This is a genomic window from Candidatus Aquiluna sp. IMCC13023 (assembly GCF_000257665.1).
In the GTDB taxonomy this organism is placed as follows: Bacteria; Actinomycetota; Actinomycetes; order Actinomycetales; family Microbacteriaceae; genus Aquiluna.
The window spans coordinates 74,644-100,393 of record NZ_AJKR01000003.1 but is presented as its reverse complement, the minus strand read 5'-3'; the positions used below and the strand labels follow the sequence as shown (position 1 = coordinate 100,393).

At 51.3% G+C, this 25,750-nt stretch carries 31 protein-coding genes and 1 tRNA gene; 23 read left to right on the top strand and 9 right to left on the bottom strand.

What is annotated here, in order from left to right:
- The first annotated feature begins 22 nt into the window (after positions 1-22).
- Together fabG and fabI are read left to right on the top strand one after the other, a co-directional pair.
- A complete protein-coding gene (fabG, locus tag IMCC13023_RS04245) occupies positions 23-733 on the top strand; it encodes a 3-oxoacyl-ACP reductase FabG (protein WP_040325160.1) in 711 nt (236 codons plus the stop codon).
- 36 nt (positions 734-769) lie between these two features.
- On the top strand, positions 770-1,537 hold the full coding sequence (gene fabI / locus IMCC13023_RS04240; protein ID WP_007541616.1) for an enoyl-ACP reductase FabI: 768 nt from the start codon (positions 770-772) through the stop codon (positions 1,535-1,537).
- Positions 1,538-1,543: 6 nt separating this feature from the next.
- On the opposite strand, the gene serB is transcribed toward fabI, so the two are convergent.
- Positions 1,544-2,173, bottom strand: a complete 630-nt coding sequence (gene serB / locus IMCC13023_RS04235; RefSeq protein WP_007541614.1) for a phosphoserine phosphatase SerB — start codon at positions 2,171-2,173, stop codon at positions 1,544-1,546.
- Positions 2,174-2,368: 195 nt separating this feature from the next.
- Here serB and IMCC13023_RS04230 point away from each other — a divergent pair, with 195 nt between their 5' ends.
- Positions 2,369-3,151 carry an ABC transporter ATP-binding protein gene (locus IMCC13023_RS04230; protein ID WP_040325157.1) on the top strand — a complete coding sequence of 261 codons (783 nt, stop codon included), beginning with the start codon at positions 2,369-2,371 and terminating at the stop codon, positions 3,149-3,151.
- A gap of 72 nt (positions 3,152-3,223) precedes the next feature.
- Positions 3,224-3,472 (top strand): type B 50S ribosomal protein L31, encoded by a 249-nt coding sequence (locus IMCC13023_RS04225; RefSeq protein WP_007541610.1) that lies wholly within the window; start codon positions 3,224-3,226, stop codon positions 3,470-3,472.
- On the opposite strand, the gene IMCC13023_RS04220 is transcribed toward IMCC13023_RS04225, so the two are convergent.
- Positions 3,469-4,176, bottom strand: a complete 708-nt coding sequence (locus IMCC13023_RS04220; RefSeq protein ID WP_007541607.1) for a 3'-5' exonuclease — start codon at positions 4,174-4,176, stop codon at positions 3,469-3,471. The genes IMCC13023_RS04225 and IMCC13023_RS04220 overlap by 4 nt on opposite strands.
- Before the next feature lie 59 nt (positions 4,177-4,235).
- On the opposite strand from IMCC13023_RS04220, the gene IMCC13023_RS04215 reads away from it, so the two are divergent.
- Together IMCC13023_RS04215 and IMCC13023_RS04210 are read left to right on the top strand one after the other, a co-directional pair.
- A complete protein-coding gene (locus IMCC13023_RS04215) occupies positions 4,236-5,090 on the top strand; it encodes an alpha/beta fold hydrolase (protein WP_050816742.1) in 855 nt (284 codons plus the stop codon).
- Complete coding sequence (locus IMCC13023_RS04210; RefSeq protein WP_007541603.1) at positions 5,087-6,157, top strand: glycosyltransferase family 4 protein; 1,071 nt, start codon at positions 5,087-5,089, stop codon at positions 6,155-6,157. Before IMCC13023_RS04215 ends, IMCC13023_RS04210 begins: the two co-directional genes overlap by 4 nt.
- On the opposite strand, the gene IMCC13023_RS04205 is transcribed toward IMCC13023_RS04210, so the two are convergent.
- From IMCC13023_RS04205 to IMCC13023_RS04195, 3 genes are all read right to left on the bottom strand, one after another.
- Positions 6,131-6,724: a histidine phosphatase family protein gene (locus tag IMCC13023_RS04205; protein WP_007541602.1), complete on the bottom strand. Its 594-nt coding sequence runs from the start codon at positions 6,722-6,724 to the stop codon at positions 6,131-6,133. The two genes, IMCC13023_RS04210 and IMCC13023_RS04205, sit on opposite strands and share 27 nt — an antisense overlap.
- Positions 6,721-7,548, bottom strand: coding sequence for an NAD-dependent protein deacetylase (locus tag IMCC13023_RS04200; RefSeq protein WP_249859716.1), 828 nt, complete (start codon positions 7,546-7,548; stop codon positions 6,721-6,723). The genes IMCC13023_RS04205 and IMCC13023_RS04200 overlap by 4 nt, the downstream gene beginning before the upstream one ends.
- A 33-nt stretch (positions 7,549-7,581) precedes the next feature.
- A tRNA-Leu gene (locus IMCC13023_RS04195) sits at positions 7,582-7,664 on the bottom strand.
- Positions 7,665-7,770: 106 nt separating this feature from the next.
- Here IMCC13023_RS04195 and IMCC13023_RS04190 point away from each other — a divergent pair.
- Entirely contained in the window at positions 7,771-7,977 is a 207-nt protein-coding gene (locus IMCC13023_RS04190) for a hypothetical protein (protein WP_007541598.1), read from the top strand.
- The gene (gene uppP, locus IMCC13023_RS04185; RefSeq protein WP_007541595.1) at positions 7,974-8,801 is read left to right on the top strand and encodes an undecaprenyl-diphosphatase UppP; all 828 of its coding nucleotides are present in this window, start codon (positions 7,974-7,976) and stop codon (positions 8,799-8,801) included. The genes IMCC13023_RS04190 and uppP overlap by 4 nt, the downstream gene beginning before the upstream one ends.
- Here the strand turns inward: uppP and IMCC13023_RS04180 are convergent.
- A complete protein-coding gene (locus IMCC13023_RS04180) occupies positions 8,798-9,652 on the bottom strand; it encodes a proteasome assembly chaperone family protein (RefSeq protein ID WP_249859714.1) in 855 nt (284 codons plus the stop codon). The genes uppP and IMCC13023_RS04180 overlap by 4 nt on opposite strands.
- A gap of 56 nt (positions 9,653-9,708) precedes the next feature.
- On the opposite strand from IMCC13023_RS04180, the gene IMCC13023_RS04175 reads away from it, so the two are divergent.
- The 11 genes from IMCC13023_RS04175 to IMCC13023_RS04125 all read left to right on the top strand — a co-directional run bounded on the left by IMCC13023_RS04175 (position 9,709) and on the right by IMCC13023_RS04125 (position 20,207).
- A complete protein-coding gene (locus IMCC13023_RS04175; protein ID WP_007541590.1) occupies positions 9,709-10,386 on the top strand; it encodes an HAD family hydrolase in 678 nt (225 codons plus the stop codon).
- Complete coding sequence (locus IMCC13023_RS04170) at positions 10,383-11,345, top strand: tRNA (adenine-N1)-methyltransferase (RefSeq protein WP_007541588.1); 963 nt, start codon at positions 10,383-10,385, stop codon at positions 11,343-11,345. The genes IMCC13023_RS04175 and IMCC13023_RS04170 overlap by 4 nt, the downstream gene beginning before the upstream one ends.
- Before the next feature lie 12 nt (positions 11,346-11,357).
- Positions 11,358-12,332, top strand: coding sequence for an FKBP-type peptidyl-prolyl cis-trans isomerase (locus tag IMCC13023_RS07050; RefSeq protein ID WP_007541586.1), 975 nt, complete (start codon positions 11,358-11,360; stop codon positions 12,330-12,332).
- A gap of 67 nt (positions 12,333-12,399) precedes the next feature.
- The gene (locus tag IMCC13023_RS04160; protein WP_007541584.1) at positions 12,400-13,290 is read left to right on the top strand and encodes a helix-turn-helix transcriptional regulator; all 891 of its coding nucleotides are present in this window, start codon (positions 12,400-12,402) and stop codon (positions 13,288-13,290) included.
- Complete coding sequence (locus IMCC13023_RS07045; protein WP_007541582.1) at positions 13,283-14,242, top strand: helix-turn-helix transcriptional regulator; 960 nt, start codon at positions 13,283-13,285, stop codon at positions 14,240-14,242. Before IMCC13023_RS04160 ends, IMCC13023_RS07045 begins: the two co-directional genes overlap by 8 nt.
- Positions 14,242-14,553: a hypothetical protein gene (locus IMCC13023_RS04150; protein WP_007541581.1), complete on the top strand. Its 312-nt coding sequence runs from the start codon at positions 14,242-14,244 to the stop codon at positions 14,551-14,553. Before IMCC13023_RS07045 ends, IMCC13023_RS04150 begins: the two co-directional genes overlap by 1 nt.
- Before the next feature lie 2 nt (positions 14,554-14,555).
- The gene (locus IMCC13023_RS04145) at positions 14,556-14,765 is read left to right on the top strand and encodes a twin-arginine translocase TatA/TatE family subunit (RefSeq protein WP_007541580.1); all 210 of its coding nucleotides are present in this window, start codon (positions 14,556-14,558) and stop codon (positions 14,763-14,765) included.
- Between the two features lie 29 nt (positions 14,766-14,794).
- Positions 14,795-15,553, top strand: a complete 759-nt coding sequence (gene tatC, locus IMCC13023_RS04140) for a twin-arginine translocase subunit TatC (RefSeq protein WP_249859712.1) — start codon at positions 14,795-14,797, stop codon at positions 15,551-15,553.
- Positions 15,531-17,978, top strand: a complete 2,448-nt coding sequence (locus IMCC13023_RS04135; RefSeq protein ID WP_007541578.1) for a DEAD/DEAH box helicase — start codon at positions 15,531-15,533, stop codon at positions 17,976-17,978. The genes tatC and IMCC13023_RS04135 overlap by 23 nt, the downstream gene beginning before the upstream one ends.
- A gap of 16 nt (positions 17,979-17,994) precedes the next feature.
- The gene (gene lnt, locus IMCC13023_RS04130; RefSeq protein WP_050816741.1) at positions 17,995-19,512 is read left to right on the top strand and encodes an apolipoprotein N-acyltransferase; all 1,518 of its coding nucleotides are present in this window, start codon (positions 17,995-17,997) and stop codon (positions 19,510-19,512) included.
- The gene (locus IMCC13023_RS04125; RefSeq protein WP_007541576.1) at positions 19,509-20,207 is read left to right on the top strand and encodes a polyprenol monophosphomannose synthase; all 699 of its coding nucleotides are present in this window, start codon (positions 19,509-19,511) and stop codon (positions 20,205-20,207) included. The genes lnt and IMCC13023_RS04125 overlap by 4 nt, the downstream gene beginning before the upstream one ends.
- On the opposite strand, the gene IMCC13023_RS04120 is transcribed toward IMCC13023_RS04125, so the two are convergent.
- Together IMCC13023_RS04120 and IMCC13023_RS04115 are read right to left on the bottom strand one after the other, a co-directional pair.
- The gene (locus IMCC13023_RS04120; RefSeq protein ID WP_007541575.1) at positions 20,197-20,556 is read right to left on the bottom strand and encodes an RNA polymerase-binding protein RbpA; all 360 of its coding nucleotides are present in this window, start codon (positions 20,554-20,556) and stop codon (positions 20,197-20,199) included. The two genes, IMCC13023_RS04125 and IMCC13023_RS04120, sit on opposite strands and share 11 nt — an antisense overlap.
- 72 nt (positions 20,557-20,628) lie before the next feature.
- Positions 20,629-21,384, bottom strand: a complete 756-nt coding sequence (locus IMCC13023_RS04115) for a glycerophosphodiester phosphodiesterase family protein (RefSeq protein WP_040325152.1) — start codon at positions 21,382-21,384, stop codon at positions 20,629-20,631.
- Between the two features lie 31 nt (positions 21,385-21,415).
- On the opposite strand from IMCC13023_RS04115, the gene yczE reads away from it, so the two are divergent.
- Positions 21,416-22,021, top strand: coding sequence for a membrane protein YczE (yczE, locus tag IMCC13023_RS04110; RefSeq protein WP_007541573.1), 606 nt, complete (start codon positions 21,416-21,418; stop codon positions 22,019-22,021).
- A gap of 115 nt (positions 22,022-22,136) precedes the next feature.
- Here yczE and trpD read toward each other — a convergent pair whose 3' ends face one another.
- Positions 22,137-23,201 carry an anthranilate phosphoribosyltransferase gene (trpD, locus tag IMCC13023_RS04105; RefSeq protein ID WP_007541572.1) on the bottom strand — a complete coding sequence of 355 codons (1,065 nt, stop codon included), beginning with the start codon at positions 23,199-23,201 and terminating at the stop codon, positions 22,137-22,139.
- A 101-nt stretch (positions 23,202-23,302) separates the two neighbouring features.
- Here trpD and ctaE point away from each other — a divergent pair, with 101 nt between their 5' ends.
- Genes ctaE through qcrA form a run of 3 tightly spaced genes read left to right on the top strand, consistent with a single transcriptional unit; the run spans position 23,303 to position 25,749 of the window.
- Positions 23,303-23,926, top strand: coding sequence for an aa3-type cytochrome oxidase subunit III (gene ctaE, locus IMCC13023_RS04100; RefSeq protein WP_007541571.1), 624 nt, complete (start codon positions 23,303-23,305; stop codon positions 23,924-23,926).
- Positions 23,927-23,939: 13 nt separating this feature from the next.
- Positions 23,940-24,719 carry a cytochrome bc1 complex diheme cytochrome c subunit gene (gene qcrC / locus IMCC13023_RS04095; RefSeq protein ID WP_502685262.1) on the top strand — a complete coding sequence of 260 codons (780 nt, stop codon included), beginning with the start codon at positions 23,940-23,942 and terminating at the stop codon, positions 24,717-24,719.
- Between the two features lie 10 nt (positions 24,720-24,729).
- Entirely contained in the window at positions 24,730-25,749 is a 1,020-nt protein-coding gene (gene qcrA, locus IMCC13023_RS04090) for a cytochrome bc1 complex Rieske iron-sulfur subunit (RefSeq protein WP_007541567.1), read from the top strand.
- Position 25,750 lies beyond the last annotated feature (1 nt).

The window sequence follows — 25,750 nt, the reverse complement described above, 5'->3', positions numbered from 1 at the left end:
TATTCCCGCTAGGAGAAAGAAAATGCAAACTGTGAGGACTGTTTTGGTCACCGGTGGCAATCGCGGCATCGGATTCGCCATCGCAGAAGAGTTTGTCGCAAGCGGATATCGGGTGGCAGTAACGTCAAGATCCGGACAAGGACCAGATGGTTCGATGACTGTGACGGCCGACGTTACCGATTCAGCATCGCTTGACGCGGCGATAGCCGAGGTAGAGGCCGCACTGGGGCCAATTGAGGTTTTGGTAGCAAACGCCGGCATCACAAAAGACACTCTCTTGATGCGAATGAGCGATGAAGAATTCGAAAGCGTTGTTGACACAAATCTAAATGGTGTTTTTCGCGTGGTGAAGCGGGTGACAAAATCTATGCTCCGCCAGAAGTTTGGCAGGGTGATTCTAATTGGCAGCGTTGTGGGTCTACTTGGCAGCGCAGGGCAGGTCAACTACTCAGCCACAAAAAGCGCACTGGTTGGAATTGCGAGATCTATTACGCGAGAAATAGGCGCTAAAAACATCACCGCCAATGTTGTGGCCCCAGGGTTTATCGATACGGACATGACAGCCGCCCTCAGTGAAGAACTTGCAGCGACGTATCGGTCTCGGATTCCAGCTGGCCGATTCGCATCCCCGGAGGAAGTTGCAAAAGTTGTCCGATGGATCGCCTCCGACGAGGCTTCATACATTTCTGGAGCAGTCATTCCAGTTGACGGCGGTCTCGGAATGGGCCACTAGGTAGTACCGTTTGTTTAGAAAATCAAAGGAGCAATTTTGGGAATATTAGAGGGCAAGAAAATACTGATCACTGGCGTATTGACCGAAGCGTCGATTGCCTATTCGGCAGCCCGCTTGGCCCAAGAGCAGGGTGCAGAGGTGATATTGAGCTCATTCGGCAGAATGCTTCCAATTACAACGAAAATTGCAGAGCGTCTTCCAAAGCCGGTTAAGGTAATTGAATTAGATGCCACAAACAAGGAGCACCTAGAAGGCCTAGCCGAGAAGATCAAGGCTGAGATCGGGATGATTGACGGCATAGTTCATGCCATCGCGTTTGCACCCCAAACCGCCCTGGGCGGAAATTTTCTAGAGACAGAGTGGGCAGACGTATCTACAGCAGTCGAAGTGTCTGCATACTCACTAAAGTCCATTACCACCGCATGCTTGCCTGTGCTAAATAACCCGAGCTCCGTTGTGGGCCTCACCTTCGACGCCACTGTGTCTTGGCCGGTCTATGACTGGATGGGAGTGGCTAAGGCTGCCTTTGAGTCCACGTCCCGCTATTTAGCAAAATATCTAGGGCCAAAGGGAATCAGAGTGAATCTAATTTCCGCAGGGCCTCTTAGAACTACTGCAGCCAAGGGAATCCCTGGATTTGCAACGATGGAAGAAGTGTGGGCGGACCGTGCGCCGCTTGGTTGGGACCTTACCGACACCGAGGCCGCGGCTAAGGGATTAGTGGCTCTTCTAAGCGACTGGTTCCCTGCCACAACCGGAGAGATGGTTCACGTCGACGGTGGACTCCACTCAACCGGAGCCTAATAAAAGCTAGTTTGGTAACAGCGCGATGACTTGCGACAAATCTCGCGTATTGATCACGATGTCAGCGCTTTCCCTAACGATGGGCTGAGCACAAAAGGCTATTGATAATCCCGCCTCTTTCATCATCTTAAGATCGTTCGCTCCGTCGCCAATGGCGATGGTTTGAGTGATATCAATTTCTAGTTTTTTTGCAAGCGCCAATAATGTTTCTGCTTTCACGCTGGAATCGACGAGTTCACCGATTACTTTGCCCGAGAGTTTGCCATCTACAACCTCCAGAGTGTTTGCCTTGGCAAAGTCAAGGTTCAGGGTCTTTTTTAGTGGTTCTAGTAGCTGAATGAAGCCACCCGAGACCGCTGCAGCGTAGCCTCCAACTGAATGAATTGCCTCAATAAGCTCCTCAGCGCCTTTAGTTGGCGAAAGCTCGTCTGCGACTTTTGTTAGAACGCTTTGGTCTAGGCCGGCCAACAGAGCAACTCGCTCGATCAATGAGGCGCTGAAATCTATTTCGCCCTTCATCGCCCGCTCAGTGATCAGGGCCACTTGCTCTCGAGTGCCGGAGTGCGTTGCTAGAAGCTCGATGGCTTCTTGATCGATAAGCGTTGAGTCAACGTCAAACACAACTAGAAAACTCATTTTCTCTCTCCCTGGCAAGCTTTATTCCAAGCTTTTGAATCTTTATTAGCAAATGCTAGCTGGTTAGAGTCTGTTCACCGATTCCGGACTTCTTATCACAAACAAGTGTCTTCATTTGAGACTGCTTCCCAAATCCAGCGCGACTCGCTACAACGACGAGAGGGCGGCGGGGCATTGGCAGCTAGGCTATTGGGCGTGTCCGAGGTAATTAATCTTCAAAATGTCAGCGTGGTACGCGGTGGTAAGTCCATCATTGATTCGCTCACGTTTTCTGTAGGCCCGACTGAGCGTTGGGTGGTGCTCGGGGCCAACGGAGCCGGCAAGACGACCCTTCTAAAATTAGCGGCGGCTCAGATACAGCCCTCTAGCGGATCCGCAACACTTTTGGGCCAGCGCCTAGGAGAAGTAAACGTCTTTGAACTCAGGACAAGAATTGGGTTCGCATCTAGTGCTCTGGCGGCCCAAATTCCGAACTCTGAAACGGTTCTGAATGCCGTTATGACAGCCAGCTATGGCATCACCGGTAGGTGGAACGAAGAATACGACTCGATCGACGAAAGAAGAGCCAGACGAGTTTTGGGGGAGTGGAAGCTTTCAAGCTTCGAGGACAGAGCTTTTGGCACCCTGAGCGACGGTGAGCGCAAGCGGGTTCAGATTGCTCGCTCCGTAATGACCGATCCAGAGTTACTTCTTCTAGACGAACCGGTCGCCAGCCTAGACCTTGCAGCCAGAGAGTTGACCTTGCAGCTGCTTTCCGGTTATGCCCAAGCAAAAGAGGCCCCTGCAATGGTGATGGTGACTCATCACCTTGAAGAAATTCCACCGGGCTTTACCCACGCGCTGCTTATGCAAGATGGCAAGGTAATGGCCCGTGGCGAGATTGGCATGACACTTACTTCAGCCAGTATTTCCGAGGCTTTCAACCATCCATTGACCCTGAACTATCAAAATCAAAGGTTTTCGGCAGTTTCGTCGTAGACGAGATGGCAAATACTTGCTAAACTCTTGGGCTGTTGCTAAATGCAGCTCAGAATTTATTAGAAGGACATCATGCAGGCAGAAATCCACCCAAGCTACGAGCCGATCGTATTCCGCGACCTAGCATCTGGAGTTTCATTCCTGACTCGTGCAACCATCACCAGCGACAAGACAATCGAGTGGGAAGACGGCAAGACCTACCCGGTTCACGACGTTGAAATCAGCTCGGAGAGCCACCCGTTCTACACTGGAAAACAGCGCATCATGGATGCTGCCGGCCGCGTAGAGCGATTCAACGATCGCTACAAGAACTTCAGCTAAAGCCTTATTGGCCAACCCAATTCCGCCTGGAAATCCGGGCGGTTTTGCTGTCTCATGAACTTTGCAAAACTTTCTGACTGCTCGTCACTCCATTTAGCTTGAGCATCGTGGAGGCTCTCGATTGGGATATCGAGCTCTGCAAAGCGCTTGGCAATTTGCTGAGCGATTTTCCCCGCCGCTACCGCGTCGGCAGTTGAATTATGGGCATCGGTTAGCTCAACCCCATAATGCTCTGACATGACAACTAGATTGCGCTTTCCTTTGCGGAACTTATCCACTTTGCGGTCAAGCACGAGCGGATCGATTACAGATTGCGGCTCCAAAGGCTCCAACTGATATCTAATGGCTTCATTAGCCAAAATCGTAAAGTCGTACGGGGCATTGAATGCGACCAGGGGCATCGTGGCATTTAGCTTTTTTAGTTCCTGGCTGATTTCAGCAATTGCTGACAGCGGGTCCATTCCATCTCGAACGGCGTCCTCGGTGGTCACACCGTGAACATCAGAGGCGGCTTGTGGTATCTCAATGCCCGGGTTCACGAGCCACTCGCGAAGATTCTCTACTTCTCCAGTCGGACCAAGCACAACAACGCATGCTGTAACTATGCGGGCTGTTTTTAGATCAAGCCCTGTGGTCTCAAGGTCGAAAGCGGCAATCCGCTTGGACCAGCCCGGCGCCTCGGGTTCAAAATCAAAATCCAACAAATTATCTCCTGTCTAAAACGATAGCCGGCTTCCAACCAACCTAGACTGCATGGGTGACAGTGTTGACCAATCCACCCGCCGAACTTTTTGCGTCGGCTGAAGCCCGCTCAACTAGGGCGGATGTTTCAGATACTGCAGTTTGGACCCTTTCAGGACATGGGCAAAGGGTACTTTTTGTACATGGATTTAGGGGAGACCATCACGGCTTACAGGCAGTCGCTGGTGCACTCGCGAATCTAACGGTAGTTAGCCCAGATCTTCCAGGCTTTGGCAAGAGTGCCGCGCTTGCACAGCACAACCTTTCGTCATACTCAGACTGGCTTATTGATTTCTATACCTCAACGGGCCCATTCGATCTGGTGGTCGGTCACAGCTTCGGAACTCTGGTCGTTGCGAATGCGATTGCGAATGGGCTTCCTGCCGGCAAGGTGTGCCTGATAAACCCAATTACCACTCGGGGTAGCACATCCAAATCGATCGGAAACAAGCTCGCGGAAATTTACTACCGGATTGGCAAGAATAGAATCTTGGGCTCTTGGCTAATGTCCTCCGGCTTGGTAACCAGATCAATGTCCATTGGCCTTACTAAAACTAAAAATCGCTGGACTAGAAGCTTTATACATGAACAGCACAGTCGATATTTTTCGTCATACAAGTCCACCAGAGTTGCCATAGAGGGCTTCCAAGCGGCTAACTCGGGGTCAGTTTTTGACTATGCAGATTCACTTACCGGTCCAATATTGTTGATAGCCGGCTCGAGTGATGCTGTTGCGCCAATCTCGGAGCAAAGGCGCCTGAACGAAGTGTTGCCGGACTCTGAGCTCGTGGTACTAGAAAAAGTTGGGCACTTGTCCCACTATGAAAAACCTGTAGAGATCGCGATCGCAATCACCAAGTTTTTGGGAACCGAATGAAAGATTTATGGTTCGATGGCAGATTTATCAACCCGACCAGACCCGATGGAATAACAAGCTTTAGCCTTGGCCTGGTCGGCGAACTGAGCAGGCTGATGCCCGTGACTGTACTAATAAATTTGGAAGCCCAAAGAGATCTGCTGCCCGAAAGTGTTTCAGTTTTCAAAGTGAATGATCCAACATCACTTCGTGAGCTAACGCTTGCCAGAAGGCTAAATCAAGAAAACATTGGATTGCTTGTTAGCCCGATGCAAACAACTTCTTCGCTGGGACGGAACTTCAAGCTTGTTCTGACACTCCATGACCTCATCTACTACCGTCACCGCACGCCCCCAAAGGCGTTCTCAGCGCCCGTGAGGCTCGGGTGGCTACTATTTCACCTGTCGTACTTTCCGCAGCGGCTCCTTCTTAACCGTGCCGACCTAGTTCTGACGGTGTCAGAGACATCGCGACGGGAAATGTTAGAGGCAAAACTAACCAAAAGGACTTTGGCAGTCGTCCACAATGCATCTGAACTTGAAATAGCAAAGCCACTAAGACCCAGACACGACTCCGAATACTTGGTCTACATGGGAAGTTACAACCGCTATAAAAATGTCGAGTTTTTGATTGAGTCGATGGCGCTACTGCCCGACAAAACATTGGTGCTACTTTCCAGGCTAAGCGACAAAAAACGCTTGAGACTAAACAAACTCGCCGATTCAGTCGGTGCAAAGGTTCAGTTTGAAAACGGCGTAACAGAAACTGAGTATTTGGGTTGGTTGGGCAGGGCATTCGGCTTAGTGAGTGCCTCAAAGGATGAAGGTTTCGGCATACCACTTGTGGAGGCAATGTCGCAGGGGCTACCGGTGATAGTGAGTGACATAGCTATTTTTCAAGAGGTGGCAGGAAACGCAGGGGTGTTTTTCAATAACTCCAAGTCGGAGGAGTTCGTTGCTGCGGTAATGAAACTCTCGAAAGAAAAGACCTGGTCCAGTCATTCAAGAAAAGCGATTGAGCAATCCGCTAAGTTCTCCTGGAGGCGCAGCACCAAGGAATTATTAGCTAGCTTGCGTAAAATCGCCTAACGGCTCCGGCGCCCACGCATCCAGTTCCCACCTGGAATTGTGCCGCAACATGTGGAGCGAAGCGTTTTGTAGCCTTTCACCTGCTGGTGGAACAGATCCTTCGCTCACTTCATTCAGTAGGTAGCGAATCAGCGCTCCATGAGAGATTGCCAAAATCTTGGCTCCCGAGTATTTTTCGAGCATCAAATCAAGGAGCTGCCTAGATCTCAGAATTATCGAATTATTTGATTCCGCCCCGGGAATTTCCTCTAATTGACCGTATTTTTCGTGCCATTCGGAATAGAGCATGCCCTCGCCGATACCGAAGGAGCGCTCGATTAGCATCGGCTCAACCAGGAGTTCAGTCCCAGTCATTTCCGCCAGGATGATGTCCGCCGTTTCCTTGGCGCGTCCAAGCGGGGAGGTAAGCACAAGGTCCCAGCTAGAAAGATCTAGGTTTCTAGTGGCGCTCCTTACCTGCTGCACACCGTGACCATTGAGGGGTATCTCCGCGGTGCCCTGAAGCCTTAGGTCGACGTTCCAATCGGTTTGGCCGTGTCGAAAAAGGCCTAATACTGTTCCACTCATAAAAACAATGCCCTCAAGACATCGGCTGCCGATGCATTTAGTTTCACGTCCGCGATGTTGTCCGCTTTGGTTTCACCTAGGTTGATGATCACAATCTTTTGTCCAAGTTCTTTTGCTTGCTTCACGAGCCTGAGTCCGGAATTCACCGTTAGGGAGCTGCCCGCTACCAGAACCGCCTCAGCACGTTCAACGGCCGTTTTGGCTTCAGCGACTCTTAGTTGCGGAATTTGTTCTCCGAAGAACACCACGTCTGGCTTGTAGCGTCCGTTGCAGTTTTGACAGGTTGGAACTCTAAAGTCCTCCGGAACATCTATTTCAGCGTCACCGTCCGGAGTGAATTCGATGTCGGCACTTCTGTTCATCAACGGATTGGCGTCTTGGATCAAGCCATCCATGTCCTGTCTAGATATTGAATCAGTGCAGTCGAGGCAAACAACTCGATCCAGGCGACCATGGAGCTCTATTACGTTTTTCGATCCAGCCTTTTGATGGAGTCCATCGACATTCTGAGTGATTAGCTGTTGAATTTGCCCGGTCTGCTCCGCCTTGGCTAGCGCCAAGTGAGCATGGTTGGGCTCAGCACCTGCAATCCGGTTCCAGCCCACGTAGCTTCGGGCCCAATAGCGAGCTTGATTCTCCTCCGAAGCCAAAAACTGGTCAAAAGTCAAAGGATGCTTGACGACTCGGCCTTGCCCTCGGTAATCAGGAATTCCGCTATCCGTCGAAACTCCGGCACCGGTCATTGCTAAGACATTGAGACCAACAAGCAATTGTCGAGTTTGGGCTATTGCGTAATCAACCGCCGGGTCCAAGCTACCTATCACATGCCCAATTCTAAGTTGATTTTTTAGTACCAGTGTCCGGGAAGGGACTTGAACCCTCACCCTCGTAAGAGGACTAGCCCCTCAAGCTAGCGCGTCTACCATTTCGCCACCCGGACGGGTGAATGCTCAATTGCTTGAGCAAGGACCAAACTTACCACGAACACGGAATCCACGAACAGTCAGGTATTTGTCGTGACCGACACAAAGCGGTAGCTTATTACTATGCATCAAGAGCCGCAGGTCGCACTCCAGAAGCTCATAGGAGCCCTGGAGAGACATCTTGATGCCATCCTCACGCAGCGCGAGGGCGAAGACCCGGGAATTGAGCAGGCTTACATGCAAGTCGAAGATGCTTTCCTTGGCTACGAAGAGGCGCTGTCGGCAAGTTTCGATGAGTTTCTGCCGATTGAACTAGCCGAAGAAGAATGAACCCGCTAGAAGCCATAATTCTCGGTTTTATCCAAGGACTAACCGAGTTTCTCCCAATTTCATCAAGCGCGCATGTGCAAATTGCCCAAGAGATATTCGGCCTCGGTGATCTGACAAAGCCGCAGCTGACCGCATTTATTGCCACCATACAAATCGGAACCGAGCTTGCGGTGGTCAGCTATTTCGCCAAGTCAATAATCGAAATTCTTCGCTCTTGGTTCAAAAATGGGCTTCGGCCCTGGTCCAAGCAGGAGCCAAACTCACGCCTTGGCTGGCTAGTGATCATTGGCACTGTTCCGATTGTCACTCTTGGGCTTATTTTTCAGGATGCGATTGAGACAGAGCTGCGTCAGCTTTGGATTATCGGAGTGATGTTGATTGTGTTTGGACTGCTGTTGGGCTTTGCCGACCGAATTGGTTTCAAAACCAAGCAACTGGGGGAGTTGAACCTTAGAAGTGGACTTGCCTTTGGTTTTGGCCAAGCTTTGGCTCTGATTCCAGGGGTTTCAAGATCGGGCGGGTCGATAACTGTCGGTCTGATGCTTGGCTTTACTAGAGAAGCTTCGGCACGGTACAGCTTTTTACTTGCAATACCGGCGGTGCTGGGTGCAGGGGCTTATCAGTTTTTGGGAAGCTATCAGGACCTGCCAGAGGACCTACTGGCAGCAACAATTGCCGCAACAATCGTGAGTTTCGTGGTCGGCTACGCAGTAATAGCCTGGCTACTTCGCTACCTAATTAAGGGTTCTTACATGCCATTTGTCATCTGGCGGGTAGGCGTGGGGTCTGCCCTGCTAATCGCTCTTGGCTTAGGAGCGATCTAGGCTTTACCGGCCTCTGGCGATTCAGGTCTGGACTTCAGGTATTTCTCTAATTCTCTTGCCAGCGAATCACCCGAAGCCTGCTCACTGTCAAGAGCGTCCCTGCTGGTTTCAAGCTGCTCGATATACGCTGCGAGTTCTTCATCGCTCTCGGAGACTTCGTCAATTGACCGCTCCCACTCGGCGGCCTCCTCCACGAGTGATGCGCCCTCGAACTGGATACCAGTGAGAGCCTCTAGCTGATTTAGAAAACCGAGAGCAGCCTTTGGGTTTGAGGTGTTATGAACGTAGTGGGGGACCGAGGCCCAGAGCGACATCACCGGGATGTTATCGGCTTCAAACGCCTGAGCAAGGACTGCGAGAATGCCAACCGGCCCCTCGTAGCTAGAAGACTCTAGGTTGTGCAACTCCTGAAATGCCTTGTTTTGAGAGCTCTTGAAAAACGGGACCGGTCTTGAGTGAGGAACATCGGCCAGCATCGCTCCGAGCATTATCACGTGGTCGATCTCGCGGTCTTGAACCATTTCCATTACTTCTGCGGCAAATGTAATCCAGCGCCGCGAAGGCTCAGTTCCAAGCAGCAAGAAAATTTCTTGGAGCCTAGGCTGAGCTTTTGCTTTTTCCGAACTTGCCTGCAAAAGCTCGGTCGTGGGCCAGCTGAGAAAACGTTGACCGTCATCGTCGTACTCGGCGATAGGCCTGGAAAACTGAAAATCGTAATAATCTTCAGGGTCCACTGCTTCTAAAATTTGTCCCGAAATCTGCTCGGATAAAGCCTTCAGCGCTCCAGTCGCAGCTTCGGTAGCGTCGTTCCAGCCCTCGAAGGCGACAATAAGAATGCGACCAGTCAGCAAGTGAACTCCTTTTATACCCACAAACTCTAATTGAAGCTGGAACTAGACTGGGACAAATGTTCAGTAATAACTTTCCAAAGGCTGTCTTGTGGGACATGGATGGCACCCTAATTGACTCCGAGCCCTACTGGATGCTGTCCGAGACGCGCCTTGCTGAGCAGTACGGCAGCACTTGGAGCGAAAAAGATGCACTCCAGCTAATCGGTAACGATTTATTTCACGCATCAGACATCTTGAGAAATCAGTTTGGTATCGAAGACATGACAACGCGGGAAGTCATTGATCGACTGACCGATGAAGTCATTGAGCAACTAAGGACAAAATTACCTTGGAGGCCAGGTGCGCTTGAACTACTTGTTGAGCTAAAAAAGGCGGGTATCAAAACCGCTTTGGTAACCATGTCTATGCGCACCATGGCACTCACGGTTGCCGATCAGATCGATTTTCAAGCCTTTGATGTAGTTGTGGCGGGCGACGATGTCACAAATGGAAAACCCCACCCGGAGCCATACCTCAGAGCAGCTGAGCTACTCGGGGTCGCACCGGAGGACTGCCTTGCCTTTGAGGATTCTCCAACGGGCTTAGCGTCCGCCGAGGCGGCAGGCTGCCACGCCATAGGTGTCACCAACATCATCAATCTGGCAACGGGACCCAACAGGAGAATCATCTCCTCGTTGACCGAAGTGACCATCGAGAACCTAGCGGCTTTGAGAATAAACAACGAGGACAAATGAACGAAATCTTTGAAGCAGGAGACAGGGTCCAGCTCACTGGCCCAAAGGGCATCATGAACACGATTCGGCTGTCTGCCGGAACGAGGTTTGGTTCTCATAAGGGTGAGATCAAGCACGATGACATAATCGGCAAACCTTCGGGATCGGTGATTGAAAACCACAACGGCGATCAATATTTGGCACTCAAGCCCTTGCTTAGTGACTACGTGCTATCCATGCCGCGTGGAGCTGCGATTGTGTACCCAAAGGATGCCGCGCAAATCTTGGTTGAAGGAGACATTTTCCCGGGTGCCAATGTCATTGAAGCTGGAGTTGGATCCGGCGCACTTTCTAGCTATCTGATTAGAGCAATTGGAGAACACGGCAAACTAACCTCTTTTGAGCGCCGAGCCGAGTTTGCAGAAATTGCCAAGGGCAACGTTGAGAACTTCTTAGGAGCTGAGCCCAAGAATTGGGAGGTCGTCATTGGCGATCTGCAAGAAATGCTCCCCGAGCACTGCGAAGCCGCGAGCGCCGATCGGGTCGTCCTTGACATGCTTGCCCCTTGGGAGTGCATTGAAGAAGTTGCAACCGCAATGAAGCCTGGTGGCCTAGTTATCATCTACGTGGCCACGGTGACTCAGTTGAGCCGGACTTTTGAAGAGATTAGAACCCACAGCGGCTTTACTGCTCCACTGGCTTGGGAGTCAATGGTCAGACCTTGGCACCTAGATGGCTTGGCAGTCAGGCCGGAGCACAGAATGATTTCACACACGGGCTTCTTGCTATCGGCTAGGCGCCTTGCTCCTGACACAGTTCTTCCAAGCTTTAAAGCTAGAAGAGGCAACAAGACAGAGCATACCGATGAGGACATGGACATCTGGCTACCTCAGGCCATGGGCCAGCGACCACTCAGTGAGAAAAAGCTTAGAAAAACAGTGCGCAAGGTCACGAACAACTTGAAACCAAGGCAGACTTAGGTATACCCAGAAATGAGAACTAACTTGCGAAAAATAGCTGCGATTTCCATCCCCCTACTAATTCTTACTGGCTGTGCCAGTGAGCCGACCGGACCTCTTACCTACGCGGAGCTAAGCGTTGGGTTAGATACTCAATGCGAGAGCTTTCAAACCGGCGACGCAGCCGAACAGATAACTGTCCTAGGAGACCTCGGTGCTCAGCCAGAGGTTACGTTTCCTGTTCCTCTGACAGGCACTGGGATTGAGACCGCAATCATCGTCGAGGGGGATGGCGGCGAGGTTCTTGGTGGCCAACAAGTGCTCCTACACTTCGCTGGTTACAACGCAACCACCGGAGACAGCCTGCAGGCCAGCGACTTCACCAGCCAGAATTATGCTCCGCAGGATCTTTACCCGGGCCTTGTGCCAGATTTTTGTAGTGCCCTTACCGGCGTGAACGTAGGATCCCGCGTCGCGGTGCTGTTGGATGCCGAGAGCGCCCACGGCAACGTTGGCGTTCAAAGCCTTGGAATTGGTGCTTCTGACTCAGTCATTTTTGTTTTTGACATTCTTGATGCTTACCTTCCGAGGGCCAATGGAGACGCGCAACCTGCAAAAGCAGGACTGCCCACGGTAGTTTCAGCGCCAGACGGACAGCCTGGTATCCAGATTCCCTCTACTGACGCTCCGAGTGAGTTCATGAGCGCAGTGCTAATTGAGGGTGGCGGAGAACCGATCCAAATAGGCGACAACGTCGTGCTTCACTACACAGGTTGGACCTGGAATGGAGAACAGTTCGACAGCTCGTGGGAAAGACAAGCTCCGGCTACATTCCCAATTACCGTTGACGGTCTCATAGAAGGTTTCGTAATGGCACTTGATCAAGTGACCGTTGGTTCTCGAGTTATTGCTGTGATTCCCCCGGAGCTTGGCTATGGGGACAACGAGCAGGGCAGTATTCCTGCCGGCTCAACCCTGATTTTCGTGATTGACGTCCTAGGAAAGTAGCTTTATGTCCGCAGGCGCGAGTAAGCAAAGCCCAGCTGAGAGGCTTTTTACTCTAACCTGCTGTCTGATGGCAGCCCCGGTAATTGGGCTCAGCAAGAATGACATTTTTCGGTCAGTTGTCTCCTACGCCGAGCAGGGTTCGGATTTGGCGAAAGAGAAGATGTTTGATCGCGATAAAAGCGATCTGCGGGAAATGGGAGTTCAGCTGGAAGTGATTGACTCCAGTAGCTTTGAGGAAACTGACAGTGCTAGATACCGAATTGCAAAAGGTAGCTTTGATTGGCCCGCGGACTTTGAAATAAACAACGAGCACATGACGCTTCTTGAATTGGCTGCGAAGGCCTGGAACAACCAATTGCTCTCAAAATCGGCGCAGTCTGGCCTTATAAGGCTGCGTTCACTGGGTGTTGTGGAGTCCTCAAGGCAGCTATCCGCCTTCACCCCTCGGTTACTAGCGCAGCAACAAAGCTTCGCACCGCTCGCCGATGCCATCGAAGAGGCCAAGCTCGTTAGATTCAGCTACCGCAAAACCGATGGAACTTCTTCGGTCCGGGAGGTGACGCCTCTGAAGCTTAGGTTTATCGAGGGCCAGTGGGTGTTGCTTGCCAAGCAGGCTAGGGAAATAAAGAACTTTCTACTAAGAAGAATCGTTTCTCAGGTCACACCTTCTGAGTTCCCAGGGGAGCCGGTCTCGACAGCCCAGATTGATGAAGCCGAAGCCGCACTGGTTACATTCGTCACAAATAACATCGCCGTTCTAAAAGTCGAGCAAGACAGCGAGGCTTGGTGGCATTTTGGAGCAAGTGAAAACGGGACTGTTGAAGTAAATTTCATGGATGAGGCCTTATTTGCCGAAGACTTGATGGAATTCGGGTCGGAAGTTCAAGTGTTATCGCCGGAAACTCTTAGACAACGAATAGATTCAGGCTGGCAACAAGTATTGGACGCCCATGCCTAAGCAAGAAATTGACGCTGAAGACCTTTTCAATCTGTCGCTTTCGATCGTGGGCTTAGTGCTCAGGGACGGCCCAATGGCCACAACGGAACTTGCCTTGCACTTTGGCTACAGCGAGAAAACAATTGTTCGAGCTGTCAAGACAATTGCTAACAGCGAGGACATCGGGCGGTTCGAAACCCACTTTTATGTGGACGATGAGCGTCTTGCAAAAGGAGAGGTTGACTTTTCGGCAGGCATGGCGGCCCTCAGACGTCCACCCCTGCTGTCTAAGCGGCAGACGACGGCGCTGGCAGCCGGCCTTGATTTCTTGGCTGCCCTGCCGCAATTTGCCGGCAATGTAGCTCTTTCTCAGATTCGTAATCAGATTGGTTCCGGGTCCGCTCCGATAACCATCCTGGCATCACCGGCTCGTCAAGAAACCTTGCAAACCATTCAGCAAGCGCTTCTGGATAAGACTCAGCTGGTTGCTTCCTACGTGAATCAGCTTGGAGAAAAATCCGAACGAGAGATCGACCCACTTCGGGTCGATTATGTTGGGAGAAGACATTACCTGCGAGGCTGGTGTCATTCCAACCAAGCAGTCAGATCATTTCGGTTGGATCGAATAACAAAGATTGAGAACACCGACAAGCCCTTTTCTCAGGCGGCCGAGTCGGCGGAAATACCCCTGGAGGTCTTCGGTCAAATTGAAAACGAGACAACGGTCGAAATTTTTGCTAGCCATGAGGCCAGTGAGATTTTCTGGAATTTCCCAGCAACGGATATCCAACGAGATACTGAGGGTAATGTGACCGGAAAAATACAAGTTGGAAGCCTCAAGGTGCTTGGAAGGCACATCGCGCGTTACGCGGGTCAAGTTAGAGTGCTATCACCAGAAAGTGCCATCGAGGCAGTTAGGCAGTTCGCTTTACACGCCAGAAACGGGTCAATGACCACGGAGGACCAAGACTAATGAGTGGATTCGGCCTAGTGTTCCTGCTTGTTGCAATGGCTTCTGTCTACGCGCTTGGGCTAATTGGATATCGATTATTACTTTCGGCAAAAAGGCTCAACACTCAGCTAACAAAGTCCAAAGCCTTGATTGAGGATCTCAATAGCTTCGAAATGACAATACCCAGTAAGACTGAGGCAAATACCGGAGCTGAGCTATTGTCGCTCTTGGGTCAAAGACGCAAGATCGGGCAGGCCAAGGATCAACGAGTCAAGGCCAGAAGGCGTAGACTGATTCAAAGAATTAACGACATAGAGATAGATAAGAGGTAGGCATGAGACTTCAAGGCTGGGAATGGATCATCATCCTTGCAATCGTACTTCTGCTATGGGGAGCACCGAAGCTTCCGGCTTTGGCGAAGAGCGCAGCGCAATCTATGAGGATTTTCCGAAAAGAAATAGGCAAAAACGGCGACGCTGCCGAAGCTAAGGCTGATGAAGTAGCGGCTGAAGCGCCTAGCGAAGGCGACAAGAAGAAGGACTAATGCTCTGGCGCAAAAACAAAGAGCGCCGAATGAGCCTTTCATCTCACCTGAGGGAATTTAGAGTTCGTCTCTCATGGTCGGCTGGTTTCGTAATCGCCGGAACAGTGGTGGGTTGGTTTCTATTCGATCCGGTGTTCAAGGTCTTACAAGGCCCACTTTTAGATGTCACTCGTGAGCGCGGCATCGATGCGATCGTTAACTTTGGAACAGTAGTTTCGGCTTTTGACCTTCGCATTCAAATATCAATTTTCTTAGGCGTTCTCATGACCGCCCCAGTATGGCTTTGGAACCTTTGGGCCTTTGTGTCTCCGGGTCTAAAAATCAGGGAGCGGCGTTACGCAGTCGGCTTTGTGTTTTCGGCCCTGCCGCTTTTTCTGCTCGGCACTTATCTAGCATGGACATCGCTTCCTGGCTTTGTGGTAGTCCTGATTGGGTTTACGCCGGAGGGAAGCTCAAACGTCATAAACGCGGCCGAGTACGTATTGTTCGCAATCAGAATCCTTCTAATCTTTGGCCTAGCCTTCGTGATGCCGGTTGTTCTGGTACTGATGAACTTCGCTGGTCTGGTTACTGGCAGGGGCATCCTAAAGTCTTGGAGAATCGCCCTGCTGATAATCGCGACCGTATCGGCGCTGGCCACTCCAACCGCCGAGCCAATGTCAATGTTTTTGCTTATGGCACCACTCACCGCGCTGTTCTTTACTGCGGTTGGAATTGCTGTCACAAACGACAAGCGAAGAGCAAGAAAACTAGCGAAGTTTGTAGATGACGACATCGAAGTCGAATGAACTTAGCCTCGCCGATCGCTATCGGCGAGCCAAATCAAAATCAAAATTTCCAGAATTCGAGCTGTTTTCCCATGAACTGCGCTTTCCTTTAGACGACTTTCAGGAGCAGGCCTGCTTGGCACTAGAGTCTGGCGCAGGCGTGCTGGTTGCTGCTCCGACGGGTGCAGGTAAGACAATCGTCGGTGAGTTTGCCATCCACTTGGCGCTTGCCAAGGGACAGAAGGTTTTCTACACAACCCCGATTAAGGCTCTAAGCAATCAGAAATTCGCTGAGCTAGCAGCCCGTTACGGTAAAGATCGAGTCGGGCTTCTAACCGGTGACAGCAACAGCAACTCAGAAGCTGAGATTGTTGTTATGACCACCGAAGTTCTAAGAAACATGATTTACGCCACCAGCACCACTCTCATGGAATTGGGCTATGTGGTCATGGACGAGGTGCACTACCTAGCCGACAGGTTCAGGGGAGCGGTCTGGGAGGAAGTGATTCTTCACCTTCCCAAGGACGTCAAGGTGGTCTCGCTGAGCGCCACCGTCTCAAACGCAGAAGAGTTTGGAGCCTGGCTAGCCGAAGTTCGGGGCAATACGGAAATCATCGTCTCGGAAATTCGCCCGGTACCGCTGCATCAACACGTGATGTTTGGCGATGAGCTACTTGAGCTATTCGAAAGCGGCAGTAATAAAACTCGTGTGAACCCAGAGCTACTTCAAAAGCATCAGGCTCGTCAGCGTGCTCCGCATCGAGGGCCAAAGAACAACTCTCGATCAAATTATCGTGGTCAGCCCGATCGGCGCTTTCCAAGGCTTGAAAAATCCGATGTCGTGGATCTTCTTGATCGAGCAGAGCTTCTTCCTGCGATCTTCTTCATATTCTCCCGGGTTGGTTGCGAGGCATCTGTAAGCGCCTGCCGGAGAGCTGGAGTGCGATTAACCACCAGCGAAGAAGCCAAGGAAATTAGAAAAATTGCGGAAGCGAGATGCGGCTCGATTGCTGACGAAGACCTAGACACCTTGGGCTATTTTGATTGGCTGAGTTCCCTGGAGCGCGGTTACGCGGCTCACCACGCTGGAATGCTACCCGCATTCAAAGAGGTAGTAGAAGAGCTGTTTCTAAGAAAACTAGTGCGCGTCGTTTTCGCAACAGAGACTCTGGCCCTGGGTATCAACATGCCTGCAAGGACTGTAGTTCTTGAGCGACTTGATAAATTTAATGGCGAAGCTAGGGTCTCTATAACTGCGGGGGAGTACACCCAACTGACCGGGAGGGCCGGTCGACGTGGAATTGACACCGAAGGTCACGCGGTGATTTTGTGGGGTCAGCAACTTGACCCCAATATGGTTGCGGGCCTGGCTTCGAAGCGAACTTACCCCCTAAATAGCTCCTTCCGTCCGACTTACAACATGGCGGTCAACTTAATTTCAGCCTTTGGGGCCCAAAGGGCAAGCAAAATGCTGGAGCGATCTTTTGCCCAGTTCCAGGCAGACAGATCAGTCGTCGGCCTTGCCCAGGTCATTGCTGAAAAGCAGGCATCGCTTGAAAGCTACGAGGATGCACTCCAATGCCACTTGGGCAACTTCATCGAATACTCAGGCATTCGGCGTGAAATTACAGACCTAGAGCGGAAAGGTGCCTCCTGGCGCTCTAGGGGAGGCAAGGACATTCGTGAGACTAAGTCCATGCGGCAACATGAATCTCACATTGCCGAGCTAAAACGAACCCTTAGGGCTCACGCCTGCCACGGCTGCAATGAACGCGAAGCCCACGCACGTTGGGGTGAGCGCTATCAAAAGCTCCGCTCTGAAATAAACACTGCCGTTAATCAAATTGAATCAAGAACAAACCAAGTCTCAAAGGTGTTTTCTCGAATCTGCGACCTTCTGCAGGACCTTGGCTATCTTCAGCCGGAGGATGACGACTTGGAGATAACCGAGTCAGGTCAAAAATTGGCAAAGATTTACGGGGAACGAGACTTGTTAATTGCGCAGTGCGTAAACCAGGGGACCTGGAAAGACCTTGATGCCGCATCGCTCGCGGCGATGGCGGCCGCACTTGTCTATGAGAACCGCCGTGATGACGGTGACTACGAGCCAAAGTTACCAAAGGGTCAGTTCCGCGAGGTCCTTGAACGGACCGAGCTGATTCAAGAAGAGTTAGTGGAGCTCCAAACCAAGTACAGCCTGGCGCCCGAAACTGAGTTAGACCTTGGCCTGTCCTGGCCAATTTACCGGTGGGCTACCGGAGCTCGACTCGATGATGTGCTGAAGGTGTCGGGGCTACTTGCAGGAGACTTTATAAGGTGGTCGAAGCAGATCATTGACCTTTTGGACCAGCTTGCTCAGGGTGCAGATGCCGAGCTAGCGGAGACCGCATATAACGCCATGGATTTGGTCAAAAGAGGCATTGTTGCCTACAGCTACTACATCTAGTACTTAAGCTATGGGTGTGAAGATTCCTGAATTGGTATGGCGGATCCCGCTTGGTGCTCTGGGAGGGCTGCTCGCTCTTTACGCCTTTCCCACCGAGAACATTTGGATTATTGCGCCATTGATTCCGGCACTGATATTGCTCGCGACCCTGGGGCTTGGTTTCTGGAAAGCAGTGCTCGTTGGATTCGTGGCAAGTCAAGTCTTTTACATTTCCCACATCGAGTGGATAGCACTCTATCTGGGACCGGTGCCTCTGATTGCACTGAGTACTCTAATGACCTTCTTTTTTGCGTTAAGTGTTGGAGCGACCGCCTGGTTATATAAAAAGTGGAAGCCCAAGAAGTCTGGGCTCTTGTTCTTTGCTGTGGCAAGCGCTTCGATTTGGACCTTCCGAGAATTTCTTGCCAACAATTTTCCCTACGGGGGGTTTCCCTGGTCGAGGCTTTCCATGACCCAGCCTTCAAGCTTCATGAATCAGTGGGTTTATTTTGGCGGTCTGTCGCTGCTCAGTTTCGCACTGGCACTAATCGGTGGAATTATGGCAGTTTGGCTTCTTCACCGACGAGGAAGAAACGCAATCAGAAAGACATCGGCTCTGATTACCCTCTCAGTTCTGGTGATCACGCCCCTGATAACAGGAGTTGCAAACAACCCTGAGCCAATTACAACTAAGACAATCGCTGCGGTTCAGGGTAACGCCAACGCTGGCTTGTTCTCGAACCTGGAGCGAGGCTCAATCCTCGAAAATCACCTAAGTGCTTCTGAGCTAATTTTTCAATCCGAGCTATCAGGACAGGTCGACTTATTGGTTTGGCCAGAAAACGCCTCCGACTTAGATCCACTTCGAGACAAAGAGGCGGCTAAAAAAATTGATGAGCTCGCCACAAGAGTTGGCGCCCCCTTCACTTTTGGAACAATAACGACGCGAGGCGGCGAAAACTTCAATTCGACTTTGCTTTGGGAGCCCGGAGTTGGGGCTGTTGATTTCTACGACAAGCAGCAGCCAGTCCCTTTTGCAGAGTTTGTCCCGGATAGAGAATTCTGGAGACTGTTCGCCCCGACGCTCATCGATATGGTCCCCGAAGGCTTCAGTTTTGGAACAAGGGACGGGATCTTCGAAGTTTCGGATGACTTTACTGCCGGCACGCTGATTTGCTTCGAAATTGCAGAGGATTCCATCCTTCGTGAACTAGTGTCTGGCGGCGCCGAGGTAATACTCTCGCAAACCAATAATGCAGACTTTGGCTACTCCGATGAGACCTACCAGCAGGCCGGAATAGCTCAGCTCAGGGCAATCGAAACAGGTAGGGCAGTAGTTAACATTTCTACGGTTGGGCTCTCTGCAATTTACCTGCCAACCGGAAAAGTCCTAAGCGAACTGACTTGGTATCAAGAAGGTGCGATGGTCGAGAAGGTGCCGCTCTATAGCGGCACAACTCCAGCGATGCTTCTTGGCCAAACATTCGAATTTGCAAACATGATCGCGGCAATCGGCATCCTTTTTGCTTTCGGTATTAGAAGAAAAAGGCGATGAGAACTCTTGTCCTGATGCCTACCTACAACGAATTAGGCGTCTTGGAGTCAAGCATCGAGCAAGTTTTAGCTCAAGGGCTCGATCTGGAGATATTAGTAATTGATGACAACAGTCCGGACGGCACCGGGGGACTGGCAGATGAGCTATCTCTCAAGCACCCGCAAGTTTCAGTTCTACACCGGACTCAAAAACAAGGCCTGGGGAGGGCCTATATTGCAGGATTCAAGTGGGGCATCGAGCAGGGCTTTGACTTTGTAGTTCAGATGGACGCCGATGGAAGTCATCGCCCAATTGACCTTGAAAAGCTAACGAGCCAAGCCCATTCGAACCGCTTGGTAATCGGGTCTCGCTGGACACCCGGGGGACGGGTTGAAAATTGGCCCTGGTTCCGACAGGTAATTTCAAAGGCGGGCAATTTCTACGCGAGAAAAATGCTTGGTAGCCCAGTGAAGGACATGACAGCCGGCTTTCGATGCTATCCGACCGCAGTGCTCAAGTCATTTCCGCTCAGTAAAGTTCAGGCTCAGGGGTATGGCTTTCAAGTAGAGATGACACTACTTTGCCAACATTTTGGAGTCGAGATAATAGAGGTTCCGATTATTTTCGTGGAGCGCATAAAAGGCAAGAGCAAAATGACCTACGGAATCGTTTTCGAAGCATTTTGGCTTTGCACTAAGTGGGGTTTTAGGCGTTGACCTGCCCCTGGGACCTTCGCTTGCGCATACTGACCAGCATTTCCTCAAGTAACTGCTCAAGTTCTTGCTCAGACCGGCGCTCTTTGACCATGTCGTAGTGGGTTCGAGGAGCAGCATCCGCTTCGGAATCATCAATGACCGCGGCTCCATCGAGAAGTCTTGCGGCGGAAGATTCGCAAGACTGGCACTGCCATGTAATCGGCAGCTCCACGCCTTCGGCGAAAACTAAATCAAATCTGTGGCTTTTCGGGCACAAAAAACCCACCGACTGCCTTGCCGATAGCTGGACTCCAACATCCGACTCAAGGGATTGCCCACCCAGTCGCATGCCGCGCATAGTTTCTGCCATTTTTTTCCTCCGCAGGGGTGCAAGCCATAGCGGGGGAGACAAATTCCCTAGTGCGCCATTCTCACAGACCAGTCACAGCTTTGAAGCCAGGTCGCATCTGTCGGTGACGATACCGGATGCCCCCATCGACAAAAGCTCACGCATTTGCTCGACTTCATTGATTGTCCAAAAATGAACCTCAATGTTGTTGGCTGCCATGGCGGCAATGAATTTTTTCTGTGCAAACAGGATTGGCCCGTAATTACAAGGTAGCTGCAGAGCGTCCAGGCCTTTGGTTAGAGCCTTGAGTCCAAGCCCACCCAAAAACTTATGCGCCAACCAAATTTTCAGCACATCGGCCATGGACCCCGAAGTTACTACTGGCGTAGTCAGCAATGCCAGAGCATGCTTTCTGTTGCTCTTTGAAAAGCTAGAGACGAGCACTCGGTCGTGCGCGTCATTTACCTCAATCGCTCTGACGGTTGGGGCAACCGCTTTAGCAGATTTAATATCAATGTTTAGCCGGACTTTCGGCAGTTCTCGTAAAACCTGATCAAGAGAGGGCACTTTGCCGCCATTCGGAAGCGAATAGCTTGAAAGTTGAGCGAAAGTAAGCTCAGAAACCTTTGCATCCACAGACATTAGCCTGAGCAACGTGGCGTCATGAAAAAGCACGGCAATTCCATCTAATGTTGCCTGAGTATCGGTTTCGATGTGGGTAGCACCCTGATCTAAGGCAGTCCGAAAGGACATGATTGTATTCTCGTCAACTCCAGGGACTAGGTAATTGAAGCCTCGATGAGCAAAAACTCTTGGGATAGGGGGTTTGAAATAATTAGTTTTTGTCATTTTCTCTAGACCAACGCCCTATTCTTTGGGAGTGTCCCAGTCTAATTTCATCTATCGCTTCGCGAAACTAATTTTTGGTTTGGCCATCTATGGCGCGGGCCTAGGAATGATGGTTCACGCCGGAATCGGAATCCCACCCTGGGACGTTCTGGCTCAAGGAATTTCTCTTCAGACTTCGATAACCTTCGGACAAGCGACAATTGCGGTAAGCCTGCTGGTGATGCTCTTCTGGATCCCGCTAAAAGTAAAACCTGGAATTGGCTCGGTGCTAAATGCGATTCTGGTTGGACTGTTCGCGGACCTGACGATGCCCTTACTTCCCGATTTTGAAGCCTACTGGCAAAATTTCATCCTATTTGTCCTGGGAATGTTGATCATTTCCTTTGCGACTGGGCTATACATCTCTTGTGGCTTTGGCAAGGGCCCTAGGGACGGTTTGATGATGGGGCTGGCAAAAAGGTTCAATAAACCCTTTTGGATCGCCAGAACATCCGTGGAGATCATTGTTGTAATAATCGGCTTCTCACTTGGCGGCCAAGTGAGAGAAGGTACTTTGCTGTTTGCAATTTCAATCGGATACCTCAATCAGCTGGCCATGAGATTGTTTGGCCTCGCTGATAAGAGCGGCCGGGTGTAAGTAACAGGCCACCTCCGAACTGGTGTGGTAGGGCAATAGATAGCCGATAATAAACATTATGTCAAGTAACGTTTTTGAGCACTCCCCGCTTTACCGGTGAGTTGTCGTCTAAGGCTTAGGCCTGCTGGGTGCTGGCAGCCCAGTTCGCAGCTACGAGCGAAGCGCTGCCGTTTGTTATTGAGCTCATCGCCACATCGAACGCGCTTCTGATTCGATCGGTGAAATTCTCTTTTGCAAGGAATGGGTTCTTTGCGAGTTCGTAGGCAACGATTCCAACGGCTGCGTTCAAGCAAACAATGTCGGTAATGGGTCCTGAGTTAGGAAACTGCTCCCCAGCGAATACTCCGGCTGCCACTTGGGCATTGTGTGTGGCATCACCGCCGAGCAGTTGCGACTGATTCACTCGTTGCAGGCCGATGCTAATGGGGTCAAAGTCAAATTCTGATATCTCTCCGCCACTAACCTGCCATAACCGGTTGGCAGCTGTGGTGCTGAGCTCATCAAGGCCGTCATCCGACCTAAATACAAGTGCCGTTCTGCCTCTGCTGGCAAGCTCCTGCGCCATGAGGGGTGCAATCTTTTCATCCGCCACCCCAAGGGCAGTGGCGATCGGCTGAACGGGGTTTGCCAGAGGACCGAGGAAGTTAAAGGTGGTAGGGACGCCTATTTCTTTCCTGGCGGCGGCTACATGTCGCATTGCCGGGTGAAATACGGGCGCGAAGAAAAATGTAATCCCCTGGCTTGCGAATACCTTGGCGACCTGTTCTGCTGATAAATCCAGCCTGATTCCTAGCATTTCAAGCATTTCGGAGGATCCAGTCTTTCCTGATGCGCTCCTGGAGCCGTGCTTGAGTACTGGTACCCCTGAGGCTCGAGCAACCACGGCTGCCATGGAGCTGATGTTCACGGTGCCGACCAGGTCTCCCCCGGTTCCAACTATATCAAGAGCATCACTGGAAACGTTGGGTTTTTGGGCATTTTGAAGCATGACATCTACAAGACCACCTAGTTCAGCGGCTGTCTCGCCCTTGGCTCTAAGAGCCGTCATGAAGCCACCTAGCTGGCTTGCAGTGGCGCTTCCAGACATGATTTGCATCATTGCCCAGCTGGCAGTTTCGCGGGTCAGATCCTGCCCCGAAACCAAGGAGGTCAGCACCTCTGGCCATGTCTGAATCGTCATTACAGCAGTCTAACTATCCCGAACTGTGGAAATTCTTCAAAAATTCTGGAAACCTTGTGGTTTACGGGCCACAGACGGGCTTACTCGGGTATCCTTGAGGTATGACCACAACCTCCGAAGCTATATCACCTCCGGTAATCAATAGGCCGAATTCAACCTCGGTTGGCACTATTGTCTGGCTTGGCAGCGAAGTCATGTTCTTTGCCGGTCTTTTTGCGATGTACTTCAGCCTGAAGGCTGGTGCACCGGACCTGTGGGCAAACGATGCTCAGATTCTGAATGTCCCTTTCGCACTGATAAACACCCTGATTCTTGTGTCCAGTTCTTTCACTGCGCAATTCGGTGTTTTTGCTGCTGAGAGGCTACAGCCAAGGCGTACTGGAGCATCTCCAGCCAAGTGGGGAATGATCGAGTGGTTCTTCTTGACTTACATACTCGGTGGAATTTTTGTTGCGGGCCAGATTTGGGAGTACGCGATGCTGGTCTCGGAGGGCATTACCCTCAGCTCTAACTCTTACGGGTCAGCCTTTTACATAACTACTGGTTTCCACGCGATGCACGTAACCGGCGGACTAGTAGCATTTTTGCTCATTATTGGGCGCGCATACGCTGCGAAGAATTTTGGCCACAAGGAAGCAACTAGCGCAATTGTTGTTTCATATTATTGGCACTTCGTAGATGTAGTTTGGATCGGTCTTTTCGTAGTTGTTTACATCCTCAAATAACAAAATGGAGAAAATGTTGAGTTCAGCAAAACCGATGCGCCGACGCCCGTGGGCAGCGGGACTAGTTGTATTCCTCGGCCTAGTGCTCTCAGGTGGAGGCTACGCCGCAGCTACCAACGTCGTTCAGGCGGAGACAGGCTCTCCAGCACAAGTTGAAGAGGGTCGGAAGCTATTCCTTGCCAACTGCGCATCTTGCCACGGCACCAACGGTGAAGGTGCTATCGGAGGACCAAGCCTCATCGGAGTTGGCGCTGCTTCGGTTGATTTCCAAGTTGGTACTGGCCGCATGCCAGGCCAAGGCTCTGGCCCACAGCTTCGTGCGAAGCCGGTTCAGTTCACTCAAGAACAGATTTCGGCGATGGCAGCCTATGTTGCCTCCCTAGCCCCAGGCCCAGCAATTCCCGATGAAGAATATCTTCGTGGCGATGGAGATGCGACTCACGGTGGCGAGCTGTTCAGAATCAACTGTGCAATGTGCCACAACGCCGTTGGAGCTGGTGGTGCGCTCACAGAGGGCAAGTTTGCTCCCGCACTTGGAGGTGTAACGCCTAAGCACACTTATGAAGCAATGGTCACGGGTCCTCAGAACATGCCGGTATTCAACGACGCGAACCTGACGCCCGAAGACAAAAAAGACATCATTACCTACTTGAAGTACATCGAAGACAACGACTCGGTTGCCGGTTTTGAACTGGGTTCAATTGGACCAGTAGCCGAGGGATTATTTACGTGGATCTTTGGGTTAGGTTTCATCATCGCCATCACTGTATGGCTCGGGGCAAAGTCGAATTAGGAGATAGCGCATGAGCGATATTGAAAAGAGCTACTCCCCTGGGCTAGCCACGGACATAGAAAAGCCGATTGCCAATCCTGGAATCGAGCCTCACCGCATTCGCATGACCGACAAGAGCGAAAAGCACGCTCGAACTGCCGAAAAGCAGATCGCCGTCATGTTTGGCGTCAGTGTTGTGGGAGCAATCATTGCAATTTGGGGCTTTTTCGCGTTCCCCATCGTGGATGGCGACCTTGCGGCGACTAGAAACAACTCACTTTGGATGGGTCTTGGTATGGCACTGTCCATGTTCGGTATCGGCTTTGGCGCCGTGCACTGGGCAAAGACATTGATGCCAGACAATGAAGTTTCCGAAATGCGACACCAGGCGCGAAGCTCAGACGAAACCCGCGCTCAGGCGCTGGAAATAGTAAAGCTTGCAGATGGAGAATCCGGTTTTTCAAGAAGGAAGCTAATACGCAGGAGCATGTACGGCGCTCTTGCCTTCTTCCCGATCCCAGCAATCATTATTTTCGGCGACCTAGGTCCAGTTGTCGGCGACACTCTGAAGCACACCATGTGGAAACCAGGAACAAGGCTTACAAAGGACCCGACCGGTATCCCAATCAAGGCCTCTGACGTGACCATTGGGTCTGTCTTCCATGTAATCCCTGAGGGTCTCAGCGAAATGGAAGAGCACAAGCTCGAGGAAAAAGCCAAGGCAGCAGTATTGCTGGTTCGAGTGAACCCAAGCGATCTGAACGAAGACCCCGCCAAAGCGGACTGGAGCTACCAGGGCATTGTTGCCTACTCAAAGATTTGTACCCACGTTGGTTGCCCGGTAGCTCTTTATGAGCAGCACACCCATCACCTTCTTTGCCCATGCCACCAGTCGACTTTTGATTTGGCCAACCACTGCGAAGTTGTCTTCGGTCCTGCTTCTCGACCTCTCCCCCAGCTACCCATCGCGGTTGACGCTGAGGGTTATCTAATTGCACAAAGTGACTTTTTGGAACCTGTCGGACCCTCATTCTGGGACATAAGGAAATAAC